This window comes from Microbacterium sp. ISL-103, assembly GCF_018613995.1.
Classification (GTDB): domain Bacteria; phylum Actinomycetota; class Actinomycetes; order Actinomycetales; family Microbacteriaceae; genus Microbacterium.
In genome coordinates, this window is record NZ_JAGGPD010000101.1 from 1 (window position 1) to 26,805 (window position 26,805).

At 69.0% G+C, this 26,805-nt stretch carries 25 protein-coding genes and 3 pseudogenes; 9 read left to right on the plus strand and 19 right to left on the minus strand.

Annotated elements, in window-relative coordinates:
- Nucleotides 1-859, plus strand: an 859-nt coding sequence (locus tag J7E68_RS04475; RefSeq protein WP_215170236.1) for an HNH endonuclease signature motif containing protein, incomplete at its 5' end; no start/stop codon positions are given.
- A gap of 69 nt (nucleotides 860-928) precedes the next feature.
- Here the strand turns inward: J7E68_RS04475 and J7E68_RS04480 are convergent.
- The 11 genes from J7E68_RS04480 to hemE form a co-directional block, all read right to left on the minus strand.
- Nucleotides 929-2,263, minus strand: a complete 1,335-nt coding sequence (locus tag J7E68_RS04480) for a glutamate-1-semialdehyde 2,1-aminomutase (protein ID WP_215170238.1) — start codon at nucleotides 2,261-2,263, stop codon at nucleotides 929-931.
- 128 nt (nucleotides 2,264-2,391) lie between these two features.
- Nucleotides 2,392-3,369: a porphobilinogen synthase gene (gene hemB, locus J7E68_RS04485; RefSeq protein WP_215170240.1), complete on the minus strand. Its 978-nt coding sequence runs from the start codon at nucleotides 3,367-3,369 to the stop codon at nucleotides 2,392-2,394.
- Nucleotides 3,351-4,157, minus strand: a complete 807-nt coding sequence (locus J7E68_RS04490; RefSeq protein WP_215170242.1) for a uroporphyrinogen-III synthase — start codon at nucleotides 4,155-4,157, stop codon at nucleotides 3,351-3,353. The genes hemB and J7E68_RS04490 overlap by 19 nt, the downstream gene beginning before the upstream one ends.
- Nucleotides 4,154-5,170: a hydroxymethylbilane synthase gene (gene hemC / locus J7E68_RS04495; protein ID WP_215170244.1), complete on the minus strand. Its 1,017-nt coding sequence runs from the start codon at nucleotides 5,168-5,170 to the stop codon at nucleotides 4,154-4,156. Before hemC ends, J7E68_RS04490 begins: the two co-directional genes overlap by 4 nt.
- Before the next feature lie 7 nt (nucleotides 5,171-5,177).
- Nucleotides 5,178-5,855 carry a hydrogen peroxide-dependent heme synthase gene (hemQ, locus tag J7E68_RS04500; protein WP_215170246.1) on the minus strand — a complete coding sequence of 226 codons (678 nt, stop codon included), beginning with the start codon at nucleotides 5,853-5,855 and terminating at the stop codon, nucleotides 5,178-5,180.
- Nucleotides 5,856-5,922: 67 nt separating this feature from the next.
- Nucleotides 5,923-6,204 (minus strand): hypothetical protein, encoded by a 282-nt coding sequence (locus tag J7E68_RS04505; protein ID WP_215170248.1) that lies wholly within the window; start codon nucleotides 6,202-6,204, stop codon nucleotides 5,923-5,925.
- On the minus strand, nucleotides 6,191-6,598 hold the full coding sequence (locus tag J7E68_RS04510) for a phage holin family protein (protein ID WP_215170250.1): 408 nt from the start codon (nucleotides 6,596-6,598) through the stop codon (nucleotides 6,191-6,193). The genes J7E68_RS04505 and J7E68_RS04510 overlap by 14 nt, the downstream gene beginning before the upstream one ends.
- A gap of 1 nt (nucleotide 6,599) precedes the next feature.
- On the minus strand, nucleotides 6,600-7,037 hold the full coding sequence (locus J7E68_RS04515; protein WP_215170252.1) for a hypothetical protein: 438 nt from the start codon (nucleotides 7,035-7,037) through the stop codon (nucleotides 6,600-6,602).
- Nucleotides 7,038-7,207: 170 nt separating this feature from the next.
- Nucleotides 7,208-8,818 (minus strand): FAD-dependent oxidoreductase, encoded by a 1,611-nt coding sequence (locus J7E68_RS04520; protein ID WP_215170255.1) that lies wholly within the window; start codon nucleotides 8,816-8,818, stop codon nucleotides 7,208-7,210.
- 60 nt (nucleotides 8,819-8,878) lie between these two features.
- Nucleotides 8,879-9,217, minus strand: coding sequence for a metalloregulator ArsR/SmtB family transcription factor (locus J7E68_RS04525; protein ID WP_215170258.1), 339 nt, complete (start codon nucleotides 9,215-9,217; stop codon nucleotides 8,879-8,881).
- A gap of 71 nt (nucleotides 9,218-9,288) precedes the next feature.
- Nucleotides 9,289-10,311 (minus strand): uroporphyrinogen decarboxylase, encoded by a 1,023-nt coding sequence (hemE, locus tag J7E68_RS04530; RefSeq protein WP_215170260.1) that lies wholly within the window; start codon nucleotides 10,309-10,311, stop codon nucleotides 9,289-9,291.
- A gap of 61 nt (nucleotides 10,312-10,372) precedes the next feature.
- On the opposite strand from hemE, the gene J7E68_RS04535 reads away from it, so the two are divergent.
- The 4 genes from J7E68_RS04535 to J7E68_RS04550 all read left to right on the plus strand — a co-directional run bounded on the left by J7E68_RS04535 (nucleotide 10,373) and on the right by J7E68_RS04550 (nucleotide 13,149).
- The gene (locus tag J7E68_RS04535) at nucleotides 10,373-11,671 is read left to right on the plus strand and encodes a glutamyl-tRNA reductase (RefSeq protein WP_215170263.1); all 1,299 of its coding nucleotides are present in this window, start codon (nucleotides 10,373-10,375) and stop codon (nucleotides 11,669-11,671) included.
- A 144-nt stretch (nucleotides 11,672-11,815) separates the two neighbouring features.
- Nucleotides 11,816-12,118, plus strand: a complete 303-nt coding sequence (locus J7E68_RS04540; RefSeq protein WP_215170264.1) for a hypothetical protein — start codon at nucleotides 11,816-11,818, stop codon at nucleotides 12,116-12,118.
- 36 nt (nucleotides 12,119-12,154) lie between these two features.
- Nucleotides 12,155-12,727 carry an HhH-GPD-type base excision DNA repair protein gene (locus J7E68_RS04545; RefSeq protein ID WP_215170265.1) on the plus strand — a complete coding sequence of 191 codons (573 nt, stop codon included), beginning with the start codon at nucleotides 12,155-12,157 and terminating at the stop codon, nucleotides 12,725-12,727.
- On the plus strand, nucleotides 12,724-13,149 hold the full coding sequence (locus tag J7E68_RS04550; protein WP_215170266.1) for a DUF1801 domain-containing protein: 426 nt from the start codon (nucleotides 12,724-12,726) through the stop codon (nucleotides 13,147-13,149). Before J7E68_RS04545 ends, J7E68_RS04550 begins: the two co-directional genes overlap by 4 nt.
- 56 nt (nucleotides 13,150-13,205) lie before the next feature.
- Here J7E68_RS04550 and J7E68_RS04555 read toward each other — a convergent pair whose 3' ends face one another.
- Complete coding sequence (locus tag J7E68_RS04555) at nucleotides 13,206-14,591, minus strand: glycine--tRNA ligase (protein ID WP_215170267.1); 1,386 nt, start codon at nucleotides 14,589-14,591, stop codon at nucleotides 13,206-13,208.
- A gap of 100 nt (nucleotides 14,592-14,691) precedes the next feature.
- Nucleotides 14,692-15,381, minus strand: coding sequence for a GNAT family N-acetyltransferase (locus J7E68_RS04560; protein WP_215170268.1), 690 nt, complete (start codon nucleotides 15,379-15,381; stop codon nucleotides 14,692-14,694).
- A gap of 91 nt (nucleotides 15,382-15,472) precedes the next feature.
- Between J7E68_RS04560 and J7E68_RS04565 the strand changes: the two are divergent.
- Both J7E68_RS04565 and J7E68_RS04570 read left to right on the plus strand, forming a co-directional pair.
- Nucleotides 15,473-16,896: pseudogene (locus tag J7E68_RS04565) on the plus strand (peptide MFS transporter).
- Nucleotides 16,897-16,953: 57 nt separating this feature from the next.
- Nucleotides 16,954-18,396 (plus strand): MFS transporter, encoded by a 1,443-nt coding sequence (locus J7E68_RS04570; RefSeq protein WP_215170269.1) that lies wholly within the window; start codon nucleotides 16,954-16,956, stop codon nucleotides 18,394-18,396.
- Between the two features lie 32 nt (nucleotides 18,397-18,428).
- On the opposite strand, the gene J7E68_RS04575 is transcribed toward J7E68_RS04570, so the two are convergent.
- The 4 genes and pseudogenes from J7E68_RS04575 to J7E68_RS04590 form a co-directional block, all read right to left on the minus strand.
- Nucleotides 18,429-18,824 (minus strand): hypothetical protein, encoded by a 396-nt coding sequence (locus tag J7E68_RS04575; RefSeq protein WP_215170271.1) that lies wholly within the window; start codon nucleotides 18,822-18,824, stop codon nucleotides 18,429-18,431.
- Between the two features lie 42 nt (nucleotides 18,825-18,866).
- Complete coding sequence (locus tag J7E68_RS04580) at nucleotides 18,867-19,634, minus strand: serine hydrolase (RefSeq protein ID WP_311416332.1); 768 nt, start codon at nucleotides 19,632-19,634, stop codon at nucleotides 18,867-18,869.
- A gap of 282 nt (nucleotides 19,635-19,916) precedes the next feature.
- Nucleotides 19,917-21,834, minus strand: a pseudogene (locus tag J7E68_RS04585) (M13 family metallopeptidase).
- A 64-nt stretch (nucleotides 21,835-21,898) separates the two neighbouring features.
- Nucleotides 21,899-22,456, minus strand: a complete 558-nt coding sequence (locus J7E68_RS04590; RefSeq protein WP_251048643.1) for a DUF1992 domain-containing protein — start codon at nucleotides 22,454-22,456, stop codon at nucleotides 21,899-21,901.
- Between the two features lie 87 nt (nucleotides 22,457-22,543).
- Between J7E68_RS04590 and J7E68_RS04595 the strand changes: the two genes are divergently transcribed.
- Nucleotides 22,544-23,863, plus strand: coding sequence for an MATE family efflux transporter (locus J7E68_RS04595; RefSeq protein ID WP_215170275.1), 1,320 nt, complete (start codon nucleotides 22,544-22,546; stop codon nucleotides 23,861-23,863).
- A gap of 24 nt (nucleotides 23,864-23,887) precedes the next feature.
- On the opposite strand, the gene J7E68_RS04600 is transcribed toward J7E68_RS04595, so the two are convergent.
- On the minus strand, nucleotides 23,888-24,547 hold the full coding sequence (locus J7E68_RS04600) for a TrmH family RNA methyltransferase (protein WP_251048644.1): 660 nt from the start codon (nucleotides 24,545-24,547) through the stop codon (nucleotides 23,888-23,890).
- A gap of 69 nt (nucleotides 24,548-24,616) precedes the next feature.
- On the opposite strand from J7E68_RS04600, the gene J7E68_RS04605 reads away from it, so the two are divergent.
- Complete coding sequence (locus J7E68_RS04605) at nucleotides 24,617-25,906, plus strand: Nramp family divalent metal transporter (RefSeq protein WP_215170278.1); 1,290 nt, start codon at nucleotides 24,617-24,619, stop codon at nucleotides 25,904-25,906.
- Between the two features lie 90 nt (nucleotides 25,907-25,996).
- Here the strand turns inward: J7E68_RS04605 and J7E68_RS04610 are convergent.
- Nucleotides 25,997-26,805 (minus strand): annotated as a pseudogene (locus tag J7E68_RS04610) (rhamnogalacturonan lyase); the annotation flags it as partial.

A 26,805-nucleotide genomic window follows, 5' to 3' on the forward strand; every position in this document is an offset into this window, starting at 1 on the left:
GCGGCCCGCCGGCGCCGGGCTCGCTGTCTTGACGGCCGTGCTCCCGGAACACCTGGCGGCGGCGATCATCGACCGCCTCACCCAGATGGCACGCGCCGTCATCGCGGGGCGCAGAGACCACGAACCCGTGCTCGAGCCGATCGACGACGGTGAGGACCCGATCTACCCCGACGACATCGCGCACGATGCCGCCTCCCGCAATGACTATGCGATCTTCGGAGACGGGACGTTCACCACCGATCCCACCGGCCCCGCCGTCGAGCACATCCCCGCAGACACTCGCACGATCGACCAGGTCAGAGCCGACCTGCTGATCGATCTTCTCCTGGCCGCAGAGCCCAGCAGCGCGAACGGTTCAGGACTCGACAACATCCGCGGCCGGATCCACGTCACTGTCGCTGCGACGACGCTCGCGGGCTGCGATGATCGCCCCGCCGAGCTCGACGGGCATGGCCCCCTGCACCCCGAGGTCGCTCGCGATCTTGCCGGCCGCATTCACGGCTGGTCCCGACTGTTCCTCGATCCGACGGGCCTGGTCGTCGAGACCGACAATTACGCGCCCACGGATGCGATGCGCAGATACCTGCGCGCCCGAGACCAGCACTGCCGGTTCCCGGGTTGCAGGATGCCGGTGCATCGCTGCCAGGTCGACCACACCTTCGACGATGCCAAGGGCGGAAGAACCGAGATCCACAATCTGGCTCACCTCTGCGGGAGCCATCATGTGCTGAAGCATCCCGATATCGCCAGCGAACATCGGTGGACAGCCCGCCAGCTCCCCGACGGCACCATCGACTGGTTGAGCCCGCTGGGCCGCACCTATCGCGACGACGCGAAACGACGGGTCATGTTCGTCTGAAGCTGTCTGCGCGCACGCGGCCGATACGAGAGCCGCAGGAGCAGGAGTCCGAGGCCGCGATCCCGTGAGTCAGTCGGTCGCGGCAGCCGCGGCAGCCGCAGCAGCGCGCGCCGCGATGGGCAATGCGGCTTCGATGCGCTGCAGCTCTTCCTCGCCATGGGCGGCGGTCAGGAACCACGCCTCGAAGACGCTCGGGGGCAGCGCCACACCCTGCTCCCGCATCGCGTGGAAGAACGGGGCGTACCGGAACGACTCCTGAGCCTGGGCCTCGGCGTACGTACGCGGCGCGGAGCCTCGGAACGATGCGCTGAACAGATTCCCCGCGTGCGCCACGGCGTGCGTCACACCGGCGTCGGTGAGCGCGGCGTCCAGAGCGCCCGAGACACGAGCGGCGGCCGCGTCGACCGTGGCGTAGACCTCGGGGGTGGCCAGGCGCAGCGTGGCAAGGCCTGCGGCGACCGAGAGCGGATTGCCCGACAGTGTTCCCGCCTGGTAGACGGGGCCCATCGGGGCGAGCAGGTCCATCACCTCGGCACGACCACCGAGCGCGGCCAGGGGCATGCCCCCGCCCACGACCTTGCCGAAGGTGAAGATGTCGGGCAGATAGTCCTCACCGGCCGCGGCCTGAAGGCCCCAGAAGCCGGCCGGATGCACGCGGAAGCCCGTGAGCACCTCATCGATGATCAGCAGCGCACCGTGCGCGTGCGCGGTCTCGGCGAGAAGGCGGTTGAATCCGGGCGTCGGTGGGACCACACCCATATTGGCGGCGGCAGCCTCGACGATCACCGCGGCGATGCGGTCACCGTGCTGCGCGAACACCTCGGCGAGCGCGTCAGGGTCGTTGTAGTCGATCACCAGCGTCTGAGCGGCGATGGGCGCGGGAACCCCCGCCGAACCGGGCAACGCAAGAGTCGCGACGCCCGAGCCCGCAGCCGCGAGCAGCCCGTCGGAGTGCCCGTGGTAGTGGCCGGCGAACTTCACGAGCAGGTCACGCCCGGTCGCGCCCCTCGCGAGACGGATCGCCGTCATGGTGGCTTCGGTGCCCGTCGACACCAGGCGCACCCGCTCGACAGGCCGGGTCTCGCCGAACCGCACGCGATCGGCGATCAGCTCTGCGAGCTCGACCTCACCCTCGGTCGGAGCACCGAACGACAGGCCGCGCGTGGCGGCCTCCTGCACAGCAGCCACGACCTCGGGCTGCGCATGTCCGAGCAGCGCAGGACCCCATGATGCGACCAGGTCGACGTACTCGTTGCCCGCGGCATCCGTCACCGTCGCCCCCTGGGCGGAGGCGAGGAACCGCGGGGTTCCTCCGACAGAGCCATAGGCGCGCACCGGAGAGTTCACGCCACCGGGGATCACCGCGCGGGCAGCGGAGAACAGGTCGTCATTACGGTCGGTCACAGCACACTCCTCAACGATGCGCAGCGCTCTGCGGCATCACGATCCAGGCTATCCCGCAGACCTGGGCGCAGGACTCAGATCGGCGCAGGACTCAGTCGTCGAACCCCAGCGAAGCCGGACGACTCGACTCAGTCGCGCAGCCAGCGAGCAGCTTCCGTCGCCCAGTACGTCAGGACGACGTCGGCACCGGCTCGTCGGATCGAGAGCAGCGACTCCAGGATCGACGCACGGCGATCTATCCAGCCGTTCGCTGCGGCCGCCTCGATCATCGCGTACTCGCCCGACACCTGGTAGGCCCAGACGGGGATGTGCACGGTGTCGCGCACCTCACGCAGTACGTCGAGGAAGGCCATGGCCGGCTTGACCATGACGATGTCAGCGCCCTCTTCCTCGTCGACGACCGCTTCGCGCACGCCCTCGCGGCGGTTGCCGGGATCGAGCTGATACGTGCGGCGGTCGCCCTTCAGCTGAGAGTCCACGGCCTCGCGGAACGGCCCGTAGAAGGCGCTCGCGTACTTCGCGGCGTAGGCGAGCAGGAGCGTGTCGGTGTAGCCGTCGGAATCGAGCGCCTCACGGATCACTGCGACCTGACCGTCCATCATCCCCGACAGCCCGAGCAGCTGCGACCCTGCACGTGCCTGCGCCAGCGCCATCGATGCATAGCGCTCGAGGGTCGCGTCGTTGTCGACAGACCCGTCGGCTGCGAGAACGCCGCAGTGGCCGTGATCGGTGAACTCGTCGAGGCACAGGTCGGTCTGCACCACGAGGGCGTCGCCGACCTCGGCGGCGAGAGCCTCGGTGGCGACGTTGAGGATGCCCTTCGGGTCATCTGCGCCCGAGCCCTGCGCGTCACGCACGGCCGGCACACCGAACAGCATGACGCCGCCGACACCCGCCTCGGCTGCATCGACAGCGACTCGGCGCAACGAGTCCAGGGAGTGCTGCTCGACTCCGGGCATCGATCCGATCGGCGCAGCCTCGCTGAGGCCCTCGCGCACGAAGAGCGGCAGCACCAGCTGACGCGGCTCGAGGGAGGTCTCGCGCACCAGGCCTCGCACGGCCGGCGACTGACGCAGCCGACGCAGTCTCACATCGGGAAAACGCATGGCGCCAGCGCGTCCGCCGCGTGCGGCAGGGTGTGGGCCGACACGGCATCGATGAGCGCGTCGACCGTCTGACGATCGGCGACGACCGTGATCGGCAGTCCTGCCTTGTCGGCATCCTTCGCGGTGCGCGGACCGATCGCCGCCAGCAGCGTCTCATCGGGGATCAGCGGGAACTGCTCGCGCACCTGCTCGGCGACAGAGCCACTCGTGATCAGGATCGCGTTGATGCGGCCGTTCTCGACATCGCGCTTGATGCGCTCGGTGACGGGCACGCCCACCGTGCGATACGCCACCACACTGTCGACGTCGTGGCCGGCCTCCTGCAGAAGGACGCTGAGCACGGGCTTCGCGATCTCGCTGCGCAGAGCCAGGATGCGACGCGGCTCGGTCTCGAGGGCGATGAGCTGCTCTGCCATGCCGGCCGCCGAGTTGTCTTCTTCGGGAACCATCGCGACCTCGTAGCCGACGGCCTGCAGTGCGGCCGCGGTCGTCTCACCCACCGCCGCGATCTTCGTCCGACGCGGCACGATCGCGCGGTGCGCGAACATCACGTCGACGGTGGTCGCGCTCGTCACGGTCAGCCAGTCGTACTCGCCGTCCTTGAGGCGGGCGAGCGCCACATCGAGAGCTGCCTGGTCGGTGGCGGCCGCGAAGTGGACCAGCGGCGCGCCGACGGGCACGGCGCCACGCGATCGCAGACTGGCGGCGACGCCGTCGCCCCACGGGCCTCCGCGGGGTACGAGGATGCGCCAGCCGTCGAGCGGTCGGTCCTGCTTCGAATTGGTCATGATGAGGAATGCTCTCGGGAGACGAGGTCGGCCGCCCCTTGCTCGAGCAGCCGATGGGCGACAACCAACCCGAGCTCGCGTGCTGCGCGCATCGGGTATGCACCATCGGCAGCATCCGCTCCGTTGCCGCTGCCGTTCCGACGAATATACTCCCCGTTCAGGGGTTCGGTGACGTCGAGGCCGATCCGCCGCCCGCCATCCGTGGCGTAGACGACCGTCCTGATGCGGATCTCGTCACCATCGACGACTGCGTGAGCCGCCATCGGCGCCTGGCATCCCGCATCGAGCCCTTCGAGCACGGCGCGCTCGACCGTGATCGCCAGTCGAGTGTCGCGGTCGTCGAGTTCGGCGAGAGCCGCGAGCAGCTCTTCGGGGGCATCCGTGCGGGTCTCGACGGCGAGCGACCCCTGCCCCGGAGCCGTCGGCCACTCGGCGAGGCCGAGCTCCTCCCGCCGGAGCGGGGAGTCCGTTCCGAGGCGCGAGAGTCCGGCCGCAGCGAGGATCACGGCATCCAGCTCACCGGAGGCGACCCGCTGCAGACGCGAATCGACGTTGCCGCGGATGTCGACGACCTCGGCGTGCGGAGCCCTGCGACGCACCTGGGCGATGCGTCGCGGAGATCCGGTGCCCACCTTGCTGCCCGAGCGCAGCTGGTGCAGAGGCGTGCCGCCGCGCGTGATCGCGACGTCGCGGGCGTCTTCGCGCACAGGAGTCGCGGCGATGACGAGGCCCTCGGGAATGGCGGTCGGCAGGTCTTTGAGGGAATGCACGAGGAAGTCGCATTCCCCCGCCAGAAGCGCCTCTCGAAGGCGGGTGGCGAAGATGCCCTGACCGCCGATCTCCGAGAGCGATGCGCGATTGGTATCGCCCTCGCTGGTGATCGGGACGAGTTCGACGGGCCGACCCGAGATCTTCTCGAGAGCGGTGGCGACATGACCCGACTGCGCCTGGGCCAGCGCGCTGCGGCGAGTGCCCAGTCGGATCGGGGTGGACCGGTTGATCGAGGTGCTCATGTCGGGCCTACTGCAGGACGTCCGCGATCTCGTCGAACCGGAGGCGACGTCCCGTGTAGAAGGGGATCTCCTCCTTCACGTAGAGACGCGCATCGGTGTAGCGAAGGTCACGCATCAGATCGACGAGCTCGGTGACATCGTCGGCCTCGAGCGGCAGGATCCACTCGTAGTCTCCGAGCGCGAACGCGGCGACCGTGTTCGCGATGACGCCCTTGAAGGCCGCGCCCTTGCGTCCGTGGTCGGCGAGCATCTTGCGACGCTCCTCTTCCGGGGCGAGGTACCACTCCGGCGTCCGCACGAAGGGGTAGAGGCACAGCCAGTCCTTGGGCTCCACTCCGCGCAGGAAACCGGGCACGTGGGCGCGGTTGAACTCGGCATCCCGATGCACGCCCATGACGTTCCAGACGGGCAGCAGCGACCGCAGCAGCTCGGTGCGGCGCAGGCGACGCAGCGCCTTCTGCAGCTCTTCGGCGGTGTCGCCGTGCAGCCAGACGAGCAGGTCCGCATCGGCCTTCAGACCGGAGACATCGTAGAACCCGCGAACCGTGACGCCGGAGTCCTCGACGTACGAGACGATCGTCTCGAGTTCGGTCGAGTCGGATTCGGTGACCGGGACGTTCGGGTTTCGTCGCCAGACGGCCCAGAGGGTGAAGCCGGACGGGTTCTCTTCGCGATCATCGGACATGGATCCAGTCTGCCCCCTTTGTGAAGTGGTCGCGAACGCGTGTCAGGATGCGGGAATCGGTCCTCTGTCAGCGCGAGAGCGCGCGGGCGATAGCCCAGACGGCACCGCCGACGACCGCTGCGACGCCGACAGCGGCGGCGATCGCCGCTGCGGGGTTGCGGTCGGCGAACACTCGGGCCTCGGCCGCGGCGCGCTTGGACGCCTTGTCGATGCGGCGAGGGAAGTTGCCCTTCACCTCGATGGCCGCGAGTGCCGCCTTGAGCTCGGCGCGAGCGGACTGCACGGGGTCGACGATGCCTGCGGGAACGGCCGTCTTGGGCAGCGACGTCACGATGTCAGAGTTGGTCATCGCCGGCCTCCTTCACGAGTCGGATGTCCTCGCCCACCGCCTGCGCGGGGTTCTTCCGGGCGAGAACCTTGCGGAACTTCAGAATGCCGAGCAGCGCGAACAGCAGCACGGCGAGGATGAGGATGCCGAGCACGGCCAGCGCCGAGAGCCACACCGGCCACCACGACGACAGACCCGCGATCGCGAACACCAGGATCACGGGCACGGCCCAGAACAGGAAGAACAGAGCGACCAGGAACCAGACGGAGCCGATGCCGGCGTCCTTCGCCGTCTTCGAGATCCACACCTTCGCGGCGTTGATCTCGGCCTTCACCAGGCCGCTGATCAGTTCGGGGAGGTCGCCGATGAGCGACAGCAGGCTGTCTTCTGCGCGGTCACGATATCCGCGGGGCATATCAGCTGCCAGACTTCGGAGCCGTCGAGCCCTGCGAGGCGGGCTTCTTGGCGGCGGGCTTCTTGGCGGCGTCCGACTTGGCGGCGCCGGTCTTCGCGGCGTCCTTGGCCTCGTCCACAGCGTCTTCGGTGGCGTCGACGATGTCTTCCGCGGCCTTCTTGCCAGCGGCGACGGCCGAATCCAGGCGCTGACCGGCGGTCTTGTCACCACCGCCGACGGACTTGACGACCTTCTGCACTCCGGTCCAGACCGCCCCGGGCACCGCGGCCGCCTTGTCGCCGACATAGCCCTTGACCTTGTCGACCTGATCCTGCACCTGATCGAGGTTCCAGACCTTGAGCCACTGGGTCTTGATCTGCTCGTAGCGCTCGCGTCCTGCGCGCGTTCCGATGACGTATCCCACGCCGAGTCCTACGACGAGTCCGATCTTCCCCTTCATGGGGTCTCCTCACGTTGTTCCGGTGTGAACGCCTGGGGGCGAACCGGCGGCTGGGCCGCCTGACAGGTGTCCAGCGTAGCCCCGTATGCCGAATTCGGCATCTAAAGACGTAGAGGGTTGACAGATGCCGTGTTCTCGGGTTCGCGCGGCAGAACCCGATCGCCGCACGATCAGTCCCAGAGCAGCTCGCGGCGGAGTCGATCGGCCTCGTCGCGCGCGTCCGGCACGACCTGGGCGAGCCCCGTGCCGGCGAGCCACGCGCCGACTGCGGCGATCCCCGGGACGGCGTGGACGGCCTCGCGAGCCGCCTCGCGCCGCGCTCCCGATCCGATGATCGACGCCGGCTGAGATTGCACGTACCTGGCCCGATGCGCGTCGACCAGATCGCTCTCGCTCAACGGAACGCCCAGAAGCGAGGATGCCTCGCGCAGTGCGAGCCGCGCCGCGGCGTCGTCGTCGAGCCCTGCGGTGGCCGCGGGCTCTCCCTGCGCACCGAAGGAGACGCGCACGAGATGTCGACCACCGGCAGCGGCGCGCACCCACTCCCATTTCGCTGTCGAGTGCGTGAGCGCCTTGGCGGTGTGGCTGCCCGGAACGGTCAGCACGCCCGTGCCCCGGGGGGCCCCGGTGAGAGCGGAGGCGGCGAGCAGCAGAGTGACGATCTCGATCTCCGGCGCCTCGGCCGCGTCGGTCTCGGCCAGCGCGGGAGCCACGGTCTCCAGCAACCGCCGCGCCGCTGTCTCGGACGTCGCGACGATGACCGCATCCGCCTCGAGGTCGAGGCTCTCCCGGATGCTCTCGGCACCGACAGCACCCTCATCGCCTGCACCCTCATCGCCTGCACCCTCATCGCCTGCGTCGAGCCGTGCCTCGGTCGCCACGGTCCAGGCGTCGGCGACCTTCGTGATCGCAGTCACACGCACGCCGGTGCGGACGATTCCGCCGAGCTTGCGGATGTCGGCGACCAGGGCGTCGACCAGCACCATCATGCCGCCGTCGATCCCCTCGACTGCGGCCCCCGGCGCCTTCGCGGCTCCGCCATCGTGAGATCCGCGTGCCTTCGCGGCTCGCTCGGCGTTCTCCAGCCGCAGCGCCTGCACCGCACCCGAGAGCGAGCCGACCCGGGTGAGCGCGGCATTGAGTCCCGGAGCTGCGATGTCGACATCGACGTCGTCGGGCGATGCCGAGTAGACGCCGGTCGTGACGGGCGCCACGAGACGATCCCGCACCTTGGCTCCCATGCGCGACGAGACGAGCTTGCCGAGGCTCTGGTTGTGACCGATCGTCAGCGGCGGACGGACGCGATCGAGATACGCGCGCCACACCCCCGACCATCCGATGATCCGCCTCACGTCCTCCTGGAACGGATTGGCGGGGATGCCCAGGATTCCGCCCACCGGCAGGGGCGCTGCCCCCACACCGGGGATGCCTGCGAGCCATGCGCTTCCCGCCGACGGCGCCACGATGCGATCGGCGAGACCGAGCTCGACGAGAAGCGCCCGCACACGGCCTCCCCGCGTCGCGTAGCTCTCCGCACCGGCATCGACCACGACGCCGTCGAGCTCGGCACGACGGATCGCGCCGCCGACGGCGTCCGCCTCTTCCAGCAGGGTGACGCGCATGCCGACCTTGACGCACTCGCGGGCGGCGATCAGGCCTCCGATGCCGCCGCCGACCACCACGATGTGCCGATGCGCCGCCCTGGCCGCAAGATCGGCGGGCTCGGCACGGGAGGAGCCCTCGGCACGGGAGGAGTCACGGTTCGCGGGCTGAGACGTCATGGGTCAATCCTGTCACCCGTCGCGCAGCGCGTCCTCGGGTGCGGGCCGGACAAACGAGGGTCAGGCCTCGACAGGTGCTGCGGCCTCGTGGCCCCCGCCGCGCTTGCGCACCTCGCGGAGCACCATCTGCTCGGGGCAGACGGTGGAGAGGAAGTCGCCGACCGACAGCGCCAGCCGTTCGCCGACGAGCGAGTAGAGGATGCGGTTGGCGTCGCGTCGTTCGCTGACGAGCCCCGCCTGGCGCAGCACGCTGAGGTGCCGCGAGATCGTGGGACCGCTCGCGGAGAACCTGGATGCGATCTCACCCGCGGCGAGCTCGCCCTCTTTGAGGTCCTGCAGGATCTGACGACGCGTCGGGTGCGCCAGCGCCGCGAAGATGTCGGACGCGCTATCTGTCATGTCTGCAATATAGCACTGTCGCTATATTGCAACCATGGGACGGACCTCTGAGAGGTGACGGCCCGCGGTCGTCAGATCGAGTGCACCAGCTCGACGATGCGGGTGAGCTGATCGGGATCCGTCTCGGGAGGCACACCGTGCCCCAGATTGACGATGTGACCCCTGGCGGCCCGTCCGCGCTCGACCACGTCGCGCACGTGCGCTTCGAGCACCGGCCAGGGGGCCGAGAGAAGAGCCGGGTCGATGTTGCCCTGCACCGAGACGTCGGGTCCGAGGATCGCCGCAGCCTCATCGAGAGGCAGCCGCCAGTCGACCCCGACGCCGTCGACGATGCCGTCGAGCCGCATGTCGTCGAGGAACGGACCGGTGCCGACGCCGAAGTGGATGCTCGGCACCCCGATCGCGTCGAGGGCGACGCGCGAGTGCGGGGCGACGAACGTGCGGTAGTCGGCGGTGCTCAGCGATCCCGCCCACGAGTCGAACAGCTGCACGACGGATGCTCCGGCGTCGCGCTGGATCTCGAGGAAGCGTCGCGAGACCTGGGCCAGCCAGCCGGCCAGACGGTTCCATGAGTCGGGGTCCGCGTGCATCATGGCCCGCGCCCGCAGATGCTCCTTCGACGGACCGCCCTCGACGAGGTAGGCGGCGAGAGTGAACGGCGCTCCGGCGAAGCCGATCAGCGGGGTGTCGCCGAGTTCTGCAGTGACGATGCCGACAGCCTCGGCGATCGCGGTGCCGTCGAGCGAGAGCGGGTCGATCGCCGTGATGCGGTCGACATCGGCCGCCGAGCGCACCGGGTTCGCGAACACCGGACCACGGCCGGGCTCGATCTCGACCTCGACGCCGGCGAGACGGAGCGGGATGACGATGTCGCTGAAGAACACCGCGGCGTCGACGCCATGACGGCGCACCGGCTGCAGCGTGATCTCGGCCGCGACGTCGGGCGTGAGGCAGGCGGCGAGCATCCGCGTTCCGACTCGCAGCTCGCGATACTCGGGCAGCGACCTGCCGGCCTGGCGCATGAACCACACGGGGGCTTGTTCGGGTCGGGGGCCGGTGAGGGCACGCAGCAGCGGAGCGTCGGAGAGGGCCATGCATCCATCCTCCCATCCGGTACGGAGCCGACCTGCATGAAGCCTCAGGTAGAATGATCCTGTGCTGCTGGTTGTCACGGCGAGTCACAAGACCGCCTCCTTCGAATTGCTCGAACGCCTGAGCCGCACCCCCGATGACGTCGCCTCCACCGTGGTGGATATGGCGACCTGCGTGCAGGGTGCGGTCGTTCTTGCTACCTGCAACCGTTTCGAGGCGTACGTCGAGATGGATGAGCCCGTCACGGCTGCAGGCGCGATCGGCGTCGAGGCGGTGCTCGAGGCCGTCGAGTCATCGACCGGCATCCGTGCCTCCGAACTCGACGGTGCTTATGAGGTGCACTCCGGGCGTCGCGTCGCCGAGCACCTTTTCTCCGTCGCCTCGGGACTCGAATCCGTCGTCTCCGGTGAGGGCGAGATCGCCGGGCAGGTGCGCCGAGCACTGAAGTCCGCTCGCAAGGAGGGCACCACCTCCCCCGAGCTCGAGCGTCTCTTCCAGCGCGCGAGCCAGGCACAGCGCAAGGTCAAGAACGTCACGGCCCTCGGCCGCGCAGGGCGATCGCTCGTGCGCCTCGCCCTCGAACTCGCCGACAGCCGTATCGTCGACTGGTCGGCCGAGCGCGTGCTGCTCGTCGGCACCGGCGCCTATGCCGCCGTCACCCTCGCGACGCTGCGCGAGCGCGGCGCTGTGAACATCTCGGTGTACTCGCCCTCGGGCCGCGCCGAGAAGTTCGCCGCGAAGCACGGCATCCGCCCCGTGGCCGCAGAGGACTACGCCCGCGTCGCCTCACGATCGAGCCTGCTGATCACCTGCACGACGACGACCGCCCCCGTGCTCACGCCCGAGCATCTGCAGGCTCCGACCGGAATCGCCCCCGAGGGCTGCCCCGTCGCGTCGCACAGCCAGATGGTCGTCGACCTCGGCATGCCGCGCAACGTCGACCCCGCCGTCGCCGCGCTCGAGGGCGTCGCGCTGCTCGACCTCGAGACCATCAGCCTGCACGCACCGCTCGAAGAACTCCAGGCGACGGATGCCGCACGCACCGTCGTACGCGAAGCCGCCGACACCTTCCATGTCGTGGGCAGCAGGCAGAGCGTCACCCCGTCTGTCGTCGCCCTGCGCTCGCACATCTTCTCGCTGCTCGAGTCCGAGATCGCGCGAGCCCGCGCCCGCGGCGACGAGGACGGCAAGGTCGAGCAGGCCCTGCGACACCTCACCGGCGTCCTGCTGCACACCCCCACCACCCGCGCACACGAGCTGGCGGCCACCGGCCGCGCAGACGAGTTCGCCGCGGCGCTGTCGACGCTCTACGGCCTCGAGCCCGCTCCGCTCGCCGCAGTGGACGACGCCGAGACCGCCTGAGTCGTCTTCTTCTCTGCACCGCCTGCCGGTTCCGGGAGATCTCCCCCGCCCTCGGTGACGCACGCCTTTCCATGAATGCTGCGGAGCCAGCGCTTCATATCGTCGACGAATGACAACTCGGATCGACCGACGCAGACTGGGAGCATGCTCGTGGACCCGGATGTGATCGGCATCATCATCGCGCTCTTCGCGTTCACCGCCACCGTGCTCGGCGGGGTCTCCCGCATGATCGCCCGTCAATCCCGAGGGCTGGAGGTGCGCTTCGACAGGATCGACGAGCGGTTCACGAAGGTCGAGACCGATATCGCCGACCTCCGAACCGAACTCAGAACCGAGATGGCCGACCTGAAGACAGAGCTCAAGACGGATCTCAAGGCCGATATCGCCGATGTCCGAATCTCGGTCGCTCGGCTGGAGGGCCCTCTCCCCAAGCTGCAGCGCATCTGACTCCGGTCGAGAGGGTGGGGGTGCGAGACTGGACGCATGGCCCTTCACATCACCGGAGACACTGCCGCAGACGCCCTGCTCACCGACAACCCGCTGGCGCTGCTGGTCGGGATGCTGCTCGATCAGCAGGTGCCGATGGAGACCGCTTTCGCCGGTCCCCTGAAGATCGAACAGCGCACCGGCGCGACCGACGCCACCGCGATCGCCGGCATGGATCCCGAGGCGTTCCTCGAGGCGTTCAAGACCACGCCCGCCGTGCATCGGTTCCCGGGTTCGATGGCCGCTCGCGTGCAGACGCTGTGTCAGGAGATCGTGGATCAGTGGGGCGGAAGCGCCTCCGCGATCTGGACCGAGGGCGATCCGACCGGCGCCGAGGTACTCACACGACTCAAGGCGCTGCCCGGCTTCGGAGAGCAGAAGGCGAAGATCTTCGTGGCACTGCTGGGCAAGCAGTACGGTTTCACGGGAGCAGGATGGCGAGAGGCGGCGGGCGACTACGGCACCGACGGCTCGTATCGCAGCGTCGCCGACATCGTCTCTCCCGAGTCGCTCACCAAGGTCCGCGAGCACAAGAAGGCGATGAAGGCAGCGGCGAAGGCGAAGGCATGAATCCGACGGGTGATGATGTCGCGGGCCTCATCGCCCGCTCGTCTCCGGCGGTGCGCCGCCGGGACGCCGAGACACTCACCGCCCTCATGCAGGAGATCACCGGCCGCGAGCCGCAGACCTGGGGCACGATCATCGGCTTCGGCAGCTGCCATTACCGGTACCCGACCGGCACCGAGGGAGACGGTGGTCTTCTGGGGTTCGCCCCGCGCAAGGCGGCGACGACGATCTATCTGTTCGACGGTGTCGACGCTCACTCCGTGGCGCTCGAGAAGCTCGGCCCGCACACCACGGGTGTCGGATGCCTCTACATCAAGGATCTCGAGAAGGTCGACCTCGACGTACTGCGCGGCATCCTCGAGCGTTCTCTCGCCTGGGTCGAGGCGGGCGGCACCGATCAGGTGCAGCTGACTGTCACCGGCTGACGAAAGAGGCCCGCCGCCCTCTCGGACGACGAGCCTCTCGTTCGGATCTTCCGACCTCACGCGCCCTTGAGGCGGTCGGCGAGGTAGGCGTGCAGCTCATCGATCGAGACGCGCTCCTGCGCCATCGTGTCGCGGTCGCGCACGGTGACGGCACGATCGTCGAGCGAGTCGAAGTCGATGGTGACGCAGAACGGCGTGCCGATTTCGTCCTGACGGCGGTATCGACGACCGATCGCGCCCGCGTCGTCGAAGTCGACGGCCCACGAGCTGCGCAGCGTGTCGGCGACCTCGCGTGCCAGCGGCGACAGAAGCTCGTTGCGGCTCAACGGCAGCACGGCGGCCTTGACAGGTGCGAGACGCGGATCGAGCTTGAGCACGGTGCGCACGTCCGTGCCGCCCTTGGCGTTGGGCACCTCTTCTTCGCGGTAGGCGTCGACGAGGAACGCCATCATGGCGCGGGTGAGACCGAACGACGGCTCGATCACATACGGGGTGTACCGGTCGCCGGTGGCCTGGTCGAAGTAGGTCAGGCTCTGGCCCGACGCCTCGCTGTGGCTCGACAGGTCGTAGTCGGTGCGGTTGGCGACGCCCATGAGCTCACCCCACTCCTTGCCCGTGAAGCCGAAGCGGTACTCGACGTCGATCGTGCCGGCGGAGTAGTGCGCCCGGTCGTCTTCGGGCACGTCGAACTGACGCATGTTCTCGGGATCGATGCCCAGATCGATGAACCAGTTCCAGCACGCCTCGACCCAGTGCTCGAACCACTCCTGCGCCTCGGCGGGCGGCGTGAAGAACTCGATCTCCATCTGCTCGAACTCGCGGGTGCGGAAGATGAAGTTACCGGGGGTGATCTCGTTGCGGAACGCCTTGCCGACCTGTCCGATGCCGAACGGCGGCTTCTTGCGGCTGGCGGTGAGGACGTTCGAGAAGTTCACGAAGATGCCCTGCGCCGTCTCGGGACGCAGGAAGTGCAGGCCGGACTCGTCGTCGACGACTCCGAGATAGGTCTTGACGAGGCCGGAGAAGGACTTCGGCTCGGTGTACTGGCCCTTGGTGCCGCAGTTGGGGCACGGCACGTCGGCGAGGCCGTTCTCAGCCTTGCGGCCCTTGCGGGCCTCGAAGTCCTCGATGAGGTTGTCGGCACGGAAGCGCTTGTGACAGCTCAGACACTCGACCAGAGGGTCGGTGAAGGTGGCGACGGGACCCGACGCCTCCCAGACGCGCTTGGGCAGGATGATGCTCGAGTCGAGCCCCACCATGTCGCCGCGACCGCGCACGAAGGTCTGCCACCACTGGCGGCGGATGTTCTCTTTGAGCTCGGTGCCGAGGGGCCCGTAGTCCCACGCGGACCGCGAACCGCCGTAGATCTCACCCGCCTGGAAGACGAACCCGCGGTGGCGGGCAAGGGCGATGACCTTATCGAGACGGGACTGTTCGGCCACGGTGGCTCCAATGGTCGCAAGTGGGAAAGCCCGTGATCACGGGCACATCAATCCTATCCGCGACCGGTTCGCGCACGGACCCTGACCGGGGGCCCCGCCCTCAGGCCGTGAAGAGGTAGCCCTTGTCGACGTCGAACCCCGCGAGCGTCAGGCCGCTGCCCAGCAGCCCCTCCATCTGGGCGCGCAGACGCGTGCGCCACTCGTGCGCGGCGTCCGGGTCTTCGACGCGGATGGTCTCGATGTCCGACGGGATCTCGAGCGTCTCGACGACCTGATCGGATGCCGGAGGCTTCGCGATGTCGGCGAGAGCCCATTCGACATCGAGGCGGTCGCTCTCATCGCCCGCATCCCCTCCGCCGAAGATGCCGTAGCGATTGACCGAGTATCCGGTCACCCGTGCGCCCAGCACCGTGAGGAAGAAGTGCGCGTTGCGGGCGACCAGCGGATCGAACGTCCAGGTGATGCGTCCGACGTCGTTGGAGAACGCCCACTGGCGCTGGTGCTCCTTGAGCTCGCGACCCCAGCCGCGGCCGCGGTACTCGGGCAGCAGCGCGGTGATGTGCGAGTGCATCGCCCGGCGTCCGGGGGCACCGAAGAAGGCGATCGACGCTCCGACCATCCGTTCCTCTCCGCCTTCGGCGTCGAAGAGCCCGACGACGTAGTTGCCCGATTGCTGCAGCGCACGCAGGGTTCCCGCGTCGATCACACGCTCGGGCCCACGGATGGAGTCGAGCAGGCTCTGCGCGTCGATGATGAGTTCAACGGTGTCGAGATCACGGATGGTTCGCACGACCCCAGTCTGCCCCTACCGCCCCCGATTTCGGAATCCGGCGGCGAGACCGAGTGGGGAATCGTGCGCCGACCGGGCGTACCGTGGAGGCATGGCACGCAGCGACACGACGGAAAAGTCGTCCGACACCCGGTTCTTCGGGCAGCCCTGGGCGCTCGTCCACATCTTCGGTGTGGAGATGTGGGAGCGGTTCAGCTTCTACGGCATGCAGGGCATCCTGCTGATCTACCTGTACTTCTCGGTCACAGAGGGCGGCCTCGGACTCTCGCAGGCCGTGGCGGGTGGCATCGTCGGCGCGTACGGCGGGTCGGTGTACCTCTCGACGATCCTCGGCGCCTGGATCGCCGACCGGATCCTGGGCTCGGAGCGCGTGCTGTTCCTGAGCGCCATCGTCATCGTCGCCGGGCACGTCGCCCTCGCCCTGCTCCCGGGATTCCTCGGCGTCGGCGTCGGCCTCGTGCTCGTCGCGCTCGGCTCGGGCGGACTCAAGGCGAACGCGACCTCGGTCGTCGGCACGCTCTACAGCGCGGACGACACGCGCCGGGATGCCGGATTCTCGCTGTTCTACCTGGGCATCAACCTCGGCGCCTTCCTGGGTCCGATCCTCACCGGCATCCTGCAGTCGTCGCTCGGCTTCCACTACGGATTCGGGCTNNCGGGCGCAGGGCGCTGCCGGACGAGGCCCGACGCGTGCCCAACCCGCTGCCCTCGTCGCGCTACCCGCTGGTCGCGATCATCGCCGTCGCAGCGGTCGCTCTGATCGTCGTGATGGGGCTCATCGGTGTGATCAAGGCCGACAACCTCTCGGACATCGTCATCATCGGCACGATCATCGCGGCGGTGGCGTACTTCGCGGTCATCCTCAGCAGCCGTCGGATCGATGCCACCGAACGCTCCCGGGTGTGGGGCTTCCTGCCGCTGTTCGTCACGAGCGTCGCCTTCTGGTCGCTGTACCAGCAGCAGTTCACGGTGCTCACGGTGTACTCCGACGAGCGCCTGGACCGCAACATCTTCGGCTTCGAGATGCCCGTCTCGTGGGTGCAGTCGATCAACCCGATCTTCATCATCATCCTGTCCGGTGTCTTCGCTGCCATCTGGACGCGCCTCGGCTCGCGCCAGCCGTCGACGCCGGTGAAGTTCGCGCTCGGCGCGATCATCATGGGGTCGGCGTTCCTACTCTTCCTGCCCTTCGCGGGGGGCGGCGCGAACTCCACTCCGCTGATCGCGATCGTGGGCATCCTGTTCGTGTTCACCGTCGCCGAGCTGCTGATCTCTCCGGTCGGGCTCTCGGTGACCACGAAGCTGGCCCCGAAGGTGTTCCACACGCAGATGGTCGCGCTGTTCTTCCTCTCGATCGCGCTCGGCACGGCGATCTCGGGCTGGCTCGTGCAGTTCTACGATCCGAAGAACGAGGTTCCCTACTTCTCTATCCTCGGGGCGATCGCCATCGTGGTCGGACTCGGCCTGCTGTTCGCGGTGAAGCCCGTGCTGCGGCTCATGAAGGGCGTGAGCTGACGTCGCATCCGTCGCCGCGCGCGCCTCGGACGTCGGAGACGCCGATAGCCTGAAGCAATGGGAGAGAACGATGATCGCGCGCGCAGAAGACTCTCCCGGACATCACCCAAGTGGGCGATCATCGCGGTGCTCGCCTTCGCTGGGCTCTGCTCGTCGTTCATGTTCACGCTCGTGGTGCCGCTGCAGGCGGAGCTCCCTCGACTGCTGAACGCGTCTCGCGAGGACACCACCTGGGTCGTCACGATCACCCTGCTCGTCGCCGCCGTCGCCACCCCGATCTCGGGCCGACTGGGCGACATGTACGGCAAGCGCCGCGTCGTGATCGTGCTGCTCGGGCTGCTCATCCTCGGCTCGTTGATCGCCGCACTGTCGGGCTCGATCGTCGGCGTCATCATCGGGCGAGCGCTGCAGGGCGCCGTGACCGGCGTGGTTCCGCTCGGCATCGCGATCATGCGCGACGTCCTGCCGCCCGAGCGCCTCGGCACCGCCGTCGCCCTGATGAGCGCGACCATGGGTGTCGGCGGAGCGATCGGCATGCCCGTCGCCGCCCTTCTGGCGGTCAACGCCGACTGGCACTGGCTCTTCTGGCTCGCCGCGGCGCTCGGCGTCGTCGGCCTCGCTCTCGTGCTGCTCCTGATCCCCGAAGACGTGCTGCGCTTCCCGGGGCGACTCGACGTGCTGGGCGCCATCGGCCTCGCGATCGGCCTCACCGGCATCCTGCTTTTCGTGTCACGCGGCGCGGAGTGGGGCTGGACCGCACCGCTCACGCTCACGTGCATCGTCGGCGGAGTCGGCGTGCTGCTGATCTGGGGCTGGTACCAGCTGCGCACCACCGATCCGCTGCTCGACCTGCGCGTCGCGGCACGCCCCGCCGTGCTCTTCACCAACATCGCCGCGATCGGCATGGGCTTCGCGCTCTTCGCCTCGAACGTGACGTTCCCGCAGCTGCTCGAGGGGCCGGCCGCTTCAGGCGCCGGCTTCGGACTCGACATGGTCTCGGCCGCACTCGTGATCATGCCGGCGGGTCTCGTGATGATGGTGATCTCGCCGCTGTCGGGCTGGCTCGAGCGCACCGTCGGCCCGCGCCCCCTGTTCACCGTCGGCGCCGGCGCCATCGTGCTCGCGTACGTCTTCGTGCTGCTGTGGTCGAGCGAGGTGTGGCACATCCTGGTCGGCAATCTGCTGATCGGTGTCGGCATCGGATTCACCTTCGCCGCCATGCCGATGATCATCATGCGCTCGGTGCCCGCGAACGAGACCGGCGCCTCGAACGGACTCAACGCCCTCTTCCGCTCGGTCGGCACGTCGAGCGCCTCAGCCGTCATGGGCGGAGTGCTCGCCGCGATGAGCGTCGACGTCGGCGGCGTCTCGGTGCCCACCCGCGCGGCCTTCGATCTGTGCTTCTGGCTCGCGATCGCCGCCGGCATCGTCGCCCTCGTGCTGTCGCTGTTCATCCCCCGCCAGCGGGCGGCCGAACAGCATCCGTCGCTGCCCGGCTGAGCACCCCAGACGGTCGGTCAGAACACCCGCGGTCAGAACACCCGCGGATCGGGATCGGCCGACGTGGGCGGACGGAGACGTTCCGGCACAGGCCAGGGCAGCACGTACTGCGAGGTCGGCGGACGGCTGACATCGCCGAAGTCGTCGACCTTCACAACGATGCGCCCCGGTGCGCCGTCGTCGTCGGGGGTCACCTCGAGGATGCGGACGCGCAGCGGGCGGTTGCCTTCGCCCTCCAGCATCCACGGGTCTGCGAGCCACGAGATCCCGTGCTCCTCGAGGGCGGCTTCGGCGTCGAGCCACTCCGTCGCATCGGAGGCTGCCCGACCGAGCACGTCGACGGCGATCCACGCGTCGCCCTCAGGGTGGATCCACCCGAGCAGCTCGCCGTCGTCGCGGCGATGCGGAGTCCAGTCGGGGCGGGGCATGCCTCCAGGCTAGCGAGGCCGCGCAGGGCCCGCCCGGCGGATTCAGTGCGTGTACTCCATGAGCTCGACGCCGAGCACGCGGAAGGCGTCGTGCGCACGCAGACGATGGGTGATCGACAGGTCGTCGAAGCAGACGATCAGCGAATACGCGACGCCGGCGCGGGGCCCGGCGAGAACGCCCGCCTCTGCACGCACGCCGCGGTCGCGTCCGGTCTTGTTGATGAACAGCAGTCCGTGCGCGTCGTGGTCATGAGCGAAGGGATCGAGTCCCGTCGACGCCGCGACGAGGCTGAGGTCCTGATTGAGGCTGAGCCACTCAGACACCTGAGCGCTCACCGATGCTCCGACCGCCTTCGAGTTCACGAGAGCCGAGAACAGACCCGCGAGCTCCCGAGCGGAACCGACGGCGACCTGGGGTGCATCGTCGGGTCCGCGCTCATCACGGAACCGGTCGAGCAGCGCCGTGCGGCGGAGGCCGAGCGACTCGATCCGCTGTCGGACGCGGTCGTGCCCCACCCGCTGCAGCAGCGCATTCACCGCGATCGGGTCGCCCGCGGTCGCGGCGAGCACCGCCAGGTCTTCGAGCGGAAGCGCCGGGGCATGAAGATGACGCCAGAGCCCCGACGTCGACACGGGGTCGACCGAGGTGCGCTCGACGATCTCGAGCGGGTCGAGGGTGCCCGCCTCGAAGGCCGCCGCGACCTCGATCAGCAGGGGCACCACGCCGACGCCGGCGACGGGCATCGTGACGTGATCGTCTCCGGCGAGGACGTGCACGTGACTGTCGAGATCGACGACGTGCACCGACACCNNGGCGGCCCGCGGCGGCGCGCCGCGGCAGGCGCCGGCTGGTCCGCTGAGAGCGGCGCAGCGAGGCCAGGGAGGGGCCGTCGACAGGCTCGGATGCACCCACGCGTGATCCTTAGAAGGGGGGTTGGATTGGCGGGATGCTGCGGGGTCCGTCCCCCACAGCACGGATATCGTAACCCCCTCAGGTGAGGATGCCCTACATACTCCGGCAATCGGTCATCAGATCGTCACGCGGCCGCAAGCAGGGCATCCGGGGTCACCTGATCGGGCGACCGAGATACGTCACCAGATCGTCACGCGCGAGTGCTGCGGGAGCCACAGGGCGTCGGACTCCGTCACGTCGAACACCTCGTAGAACGCGTCGATGTTGCGGACGATCTGGTTGCAGCGGAACTCGTTCGGCGAGTGCGGGTCGATCGTCAGCAGACGCAGGGTCTCGGCGTCGCGGCTCTACTGCTGCCAGACCTGCGCCCACGAGAGCAGCAGGCGCTGCACCCCGGTGTAGCCGTCGATGACCGGGGCCTCAGCGCCGTCGAGGGAGNNTCTCGCCGATCGTCAGCGCGCCGTTCACATGGTGCTCCGCATCGAGGCCTTCGGGCACCAGCGCGTCGTACTGCGCGATGAGGGCCTTGGTGCGCTCCTCGAACGCCGAGCGATCGGCATCCGTCCACCAGTCCTCGAGCTTGCCGTCGCCGTCGTAGCGGCTGCCCTGGTCGTCGAACCCGTGTCCGATCTCGTGGCCGATGACCGCACCGATGCCGCCGTAGTTCGCTGCCGCGTCGCGCGATGCGTCGAAGAACGGGTACTGCAGGATCGCCGCGGGGAACACGATCTCGTTCATCGAGGGGTTGTAGTACGCGTTCACCATCTGCGGCGGCATGTGCCACTCGTCGCGGTCGATCGGCTTTCCGACCTTGGCCACGTTGCGGTCGTGCTCGAAGATCGCCGCACGCCGCACGTTGCCGAACAGGTCGGCACGATCGATCTCGAGGCTCGAGTAGTCGCGCCACACCGAGGGGTGGCCGATCTTGGGGGTGAAGGAGTCGAGCTTGGCGAGCGCGCGCTCACGGGTCTCGGCGGTCATCCACTCGAGATCGGTGATGCTCTGCCGGTAGGCCTCGATGAGGTTGTCGACGAGCTCGTCCATCGCGGCCTTGGCCGTCGGCGGGTAGTGCCGCTCGACGTACACCTTGCCGATCGCCTCGCTCAGCGCGCCCTCGGTGACCGAGACGCCGCGCTTCCAGCGCTCGCGGATCGAGGGCACCCCGGTGAGCTCGGTGCCGTAGAACGAGAAGTTCTCCTGCACGAAGTCGTCGGTGAGGTACGGAGCGGCGGCATGCACGACCTGCGCCCGCAGCCACGCCTTCCAGTCGTCGAGGCGCTCGGCCGTGAGAAGCGACCCGAGCCCTTCGAGGAAGCTCGGCTGCGAGACCACGACCTCGGCGAACGCTTCGGGGTGCACGGGAGCGACGGCATCGCGCCACGGCTCGAGGTCGACGCCAGCGAGCTCCTGGATCTCGGCCCAGCTCTTGAGGTTGTAGGTCGCGACGGCGTCGCGGCTGCGCACGTTGTCCCAGTGGTGACCTGCGAGCTCGGTCTCGAGGGCGATCGAACGCTCAGCGGTCGCCGCGGCATCGGCGATGCCGGCGAGGGCCAGCAGCCGCTCGAGGTGCGCACGGTACGCCGCTCGCGTCTCGGAGAAGGTGTCGAGTCGGAAGTAGCTCTCGTCGGGCAGAGAGAGCCCGGACTGCACCACGACGGGAAGGTAGCGCTCGGGGTTTCCCGGGTCGCCGTCGACGTAGAAGCCGATCAGGTGCGCGCGGCCGTCGCGATCGTACGCGCCCACGGTGCGCAGGAACGCGGGGATGCCGTCGATCGCGTCGATCTCGGCGAGGGTGTCGGCGAGAGGCGCGGCCCCCGCGGCAGCGATCCGGTCGGTGTCCATGAAGCTCGCGAACAGGTCGCCGATCTTGCGAGCGAGCGTGCCGTCTTCGGCGTCCTGCGACTCTTCGATGATCGCGCGGACGTCTTTCTCGGCCTGCTCGGCGAGCAGATGGAACGAGCCCCAGCGCGCCTTGTCACCCGGGATCTCGGTGCGCGAGAGCCACGCGCCGTTGACGTGACGATAGAGGTCGTCCTGCGGGCGGATGTCGGAGCTGAACTCGGAGGTCTCAAGGCCAGAGGGAAGCACGTCGGTCATGCGAACAGCCTATGCGTCGCTCCGACATTCGGCAGGGAGCGGGCAGGTCGGTGCCCTCGTGCGCTCAGTCCCTGCGGCGGATGCCGAAGCGCCGACGGCGCGGCCGCTCGGGCACCTCCGGCGCACGTGCGGCGAGTCGGGCGGCTCGGCGTCGCGCCCAGGCCACGACCTCGGCGTCGATGTCACGGGGAGCGGTGACGACGGGCGGTCCGCCCTGCAGCTGGCGACGCGCCTCGACGACCCGACGATTGAAGTCGACGAGGACGTCGCGCACATCGGACTCTCGGCCGAGCAGGTCGAGCTGGTCGTCGAGGTCTCGATCTTCGGTGCGCAGCAGGATCGCCGGCGGGCCCAGACCCGTCAGATTCTCCTGCTCGATCTTGCGGCGGATCCACCAGTCCGGATCGTGGTGCGTGCCGATGCCCTCCAGAGGCTTGCCCGCACCCGGGAGGTCGTCGAAGTCGCCCCGGCGGATCGCGACCTGGATGGCCGTCTCGATGAACGCCGCCCGGTCGGTGGCTGCCCCGATGCCGGGCGGGGAGCCGGATTCGGCATCCTCCTCCGAGTCGGCCTGCTGCCGGCGAGCGCGATATCTGGCCGCCGCCTCGCGTGGATCCGTCATGATGCACCTCCGTCGCATCCGGTTCCCTCCAGGGTACGACCGGCGACGCAGGCCGGCGCCGGAGCCTGCAGACCATAGGCTCGGAGGATGACCGAGCGCACCCTCAACCGCGAGATCCTGCGCCTCGCGGTCCCCGCCCTGGGTGCGCTGATCGCGGAGCCGGCCTTCCTCATCGTCGATGCGGCCCTCGTCGGCCATCTCGGCACCACCCCGCTCGCCGGACTCGGCATCGCCGGGGCCGTGCTGCAGACGATCGTCGGGCTGATGGTCTTCCTCGCCTATTCGACGACGCCCGCCGTCGCCCGGCTGTTCGGCGCGGGTCGGCCGGGAGACGCGGTCTCCGTCGGCATCAACGGGATGTGGCTGGCTCTCGCGATCGGAGCCGTGCTCGCCGCAGCCGGCGCCGCATCGTCGCCCTGGCTCGTCTCGCTGTTCGGCGCGAGCGACGCCGTGGCCACCGAGGCGAACGCCTACCTCGTGGTGTCGATGTGGGGTCTGCCCGCGATGCTCATCGTCTTCGCCGCGACGGGACTCCTGCGCGGAATGCAGGACACGATGACGCCGCTGTGGATCGCCGGCCTCGGCTTCGGCGCGAATGCGCTGCTCAACGTCGTCTTCATCTACGGATTCGGCTGGGGCATCGCCGGTTCTGCGGCCGGGACCGTCATCGCGCAGTGGGGCATGGTCGGCGCCTACGTGCTGGTGATCCGCCGACTCGCCGCCACGCACCAGGCGTCTGCACGGGCACGGCGCGAGGGCATGGGCAGCATGGCGCGCTCGGGCGGCTGGCTGTTCCTGCGAACAGTGAGCCTGCGCGCCGCGCTGCTGGCGACCGTCGCGGTCGCCACCGGGATCGGCACCGATGAGCTCGCGGGCTGGCAGATCGTGTTCACGATCTTCTCCGCCGCCGCCTTCGCCCTCGATGCCCTCGCGATCGCCGCGCAGGCGCTGATCGGCAAAGAGCTCGGCGCCGGCGACGAACGGCAGGTGCACCGGGTGCTGACACGCACGGTCGCCTGGGGTGCCTGGTTCGGCGTCGTGGTCGGCGCGCTCATCGCGGCCCTCTCCGGCGTGATCGGCATCGTCTTCACCGGCGACGCCATGATCGCCGCCCTCGTTCAGCCCGCCCTGCTGATCCTCGCCGTCGCCCAGCCGATCGCCGGCGTCGTCTTCGTGCTCGACGGCGTGCTCATGGGCGCGAACGACGCCCGCTATCTCGCGATCGCCGGCGGGCTCAATCTGCTGCCGTTCCTGCCCGCGCTCTGGATCATCGCGGCGAGCGGCGTCGACGCGGCACCGGGCCTGATCTGGCTCGCGGTCGCATTCTTCGGCGTCTACCTGCTCGCGCGGCTCGGCACCCTCGGGTGGCGCGTGCGCTCGGGACGCTGGCTCGCGGCCGGCGTCTGACGACTCGACGCACTCGGTCCGGCGTCAGCCCGCGTGCCTCCGGCACCACTCGTACATGATCACGGCGGCTGCGGCGCTGGCGTTGATCGACCGCGTCGAGCCGTACTGCGTGATCTCGATGTGGGCGGATGCGGCGGCGAGCGCAGCATCCGACAGCCCGGGGCCTTCCTGACCGAACAGCAGCACGCAGCTCTGCGGCAGCTCGGCGCGGTCGACGGGCACCGCGCCCTCGACGTTGTCGACGGCGATGATCGGGATGCCCTCGGCCGCCGCCCAGGCGGCGAAGGTCTCGACGTCTTCGTGGTGCACGACGTGCTGGTAGCGGTCGGTGACCATGGCGCCGCGCTTGTTCCAGCGGCGCCGGCCGATGATGTGCACTGTGTCGGCGAGGAACGCGTTGGCACTGCGCACGATCGAGCCGATGTTCATGTCGTGCTGCCAGTTCTCGATGGCCACGTGGAACGGATGCCGCTTCGTGTCGAGGTCAGCGACGATCGCATCCATGCGCCAGTAGCGGTAGCGATCGATCACGTTCCGCGTGTCTCCGGCGGCGAGCAGCTCAGGGTCGTACCAGGGCTCGATCGGCCAGTCGGGCTCTCCCCCGGGCCACGGCCCCACCCCGTATCCGGGCTGCGCCGACGCCTCGCCTGCCTGCACCGCATCCGCGGGCGTCTGCTCGTCCATCCCGTCAGGCTATCCGCCGCCTCCGAGGAAGATATTTAGGTGCGCCGAAATATCCGCTACGATTTCGGCATGCCTAAAAATGCCGCCCTCAGCGAGACGACCCCGGCGATCCGCGCCACGGCACCGCGCAGTCTGTGGCTGCTCGGCCCCGCACTGGTGGCCGGCGTCGCGTATCTCGACCCGGGCAACGTCGCGAGCAACATGACCGCCGGCGCCCAGTACGGGTATCTGCTGGTGTGGGTCGTGGTGGCCGGCAATGTGATGGCCTGGCTGATCCAGTACCTGTCGGCGAAGCTCGGGGTCGTCACGGGCCAGAGCCTGCCCGAGGTGCTGGGCACGCGGCTCACCAAGCCGTGGGCCCGACGCGCCTACTGGCTGCAGGCGGAACTCGTCGCGATGGCGACCGATCTCGCCGAGGTGATCGGCGGAGCGGTGGCGCTCTATCTGCTCTTCGACATCCCGCTGCTGCTCGGCGGAGTCATCACGGGCGCCGTGTCGATGATCCTGCTGGCGGTGCAGAGCAGGCGGGGGCCGCGCCCGTTCGAGTTCGTGATCATCGCGCTGATGGCCATCATCACGGTCGGCTTCATCGCAGGGCTCTTCGTCGCGCCGCCCGACGCCTCGAGCGTCGTGGGCGGTCTCGTTCCCCGCTTCGAAGACACCGGTTCCGTGCTCCTCGCCGCATCCATCCTCGGCGCGACGATCATGCCGCACGCGATCTACGCCCACTCGTCGCTGACCAGGGACCGGTTCGGATCGACGACGACGGATGCCCCGACCGAGGCCGCGCGAACCGAGACCGCCCGCATCCGGCGCCTTCTCACCGCGACGCGGTGGGACGTGTCGATCGCGATGCTGATCGCGGGCACCGTGAACCTCGGCATCCTGCTTCTGGCCGCCGCGAACCTGGCCGGAGTCGAGGGCACAGACTCACTCGAGGGTGCTCACGCGGCCCTCGCCGCAGGACTCGGTCCGGTCGTCGCGACGTTCTTCGCCGTGGGCCTGCTGGCCTCCGGGCTCGCGTCGACCTCGGTCGGCGCCTACGCGGGCGCCGAGATCATGCACGGGCTGCTGCACGTGCGAATCCCGCTGCTCGCCCGGCGTCTGGTGACGCTGATCCCCGCGCTCGTGATCCTCGGGCTGGGCGTCGACCCCACGCTGGCACTCGTGCTCAGCCAGGTGGTGCTGTCGTTCGGCATCCCGTTCGCGCTGATCCCGCTCGTCGCCCTCACAGCGCAGCGCCGCACTCTCGGCGTCTGGGCGAACCGCGTCTGGACGACGACGGCCGGAATCGTGGCGTCGGTGCTGCTGATCGCCCTCAACGGCGCCCTGCTCTGGCTGGTGCTGACCGGAGCCTGAACCGACGACGCAGAACCGCCCCGAGTCGGCACGGGAAGAGTCGACTCGGGGCGGCGTTCTGTCACCGCAGGATCAGCGGTGCCGCGCGCGTCAGCGCTTTCGGAGGTTCTCCGTCCACGTCGAGACGGCACCGTCGGCGATGCGATACCCGGCATCGGGAACCGCGACCACGGTCACCTCGCCGGTGACCTTGACCTTGCCGTTCCGCGCCTCGACCTGCTCGCCGTTGACGTAGTACGTGATCCCCGCGACCTTCGTCGGCACCTTCACCTCGTCGCGAGCGGTGCCCGGCTTGTCGGTGAAGGTCGGAGCCTTCGGCGTCGTCGGCGTGGTCAGCACCGGCACCTGCGACCAGTCGACGTCGCTCGCCAGGTAGAACGAGGTGTACGCCGGCTGGTTGTACGTCGTCTGCTGACGAGCGGTCTCGACGCGGTACTGCACGTCGTGCATGAGGGTGGTGAGCTTGTGCGTGGTGGGCTCGGTGGTCGTGTAGAACCGCAGCGCGGTCGAATCGGCCGTGCGCACGAGCAGCTCCTCGCGCCAGTCGCCCAGCACATCGGCGACCAGCGACGGGTTGCCCTTCGTGCCGTTGTTCGTGAGGGTGCCCGAGGCGGTCAGCACCGTGCCCCTGGTCCAGTCGTCGATGGTCGGCGTCTGGGTGCCGCTGCCGTTCACGAGCTGAGTCGTCAGGTCGCCCGCCCAGCGGATCGACATGTTCGTGCCCGGCGTCTCGGCCTGCAGCACCTCGCCGGTCGCACTCAGCAGACCACTGCCCTCGGTGCCGCCGGGCATGCTCGACCACACCTCGATGCCGGGCACGTCAGGCCGCACGTCGCCGATCATCGCCCGGCCGGTGTCGCGCCCGGAGTATGCCCCGAAGAGGGAGTCCCCCGTCGCGG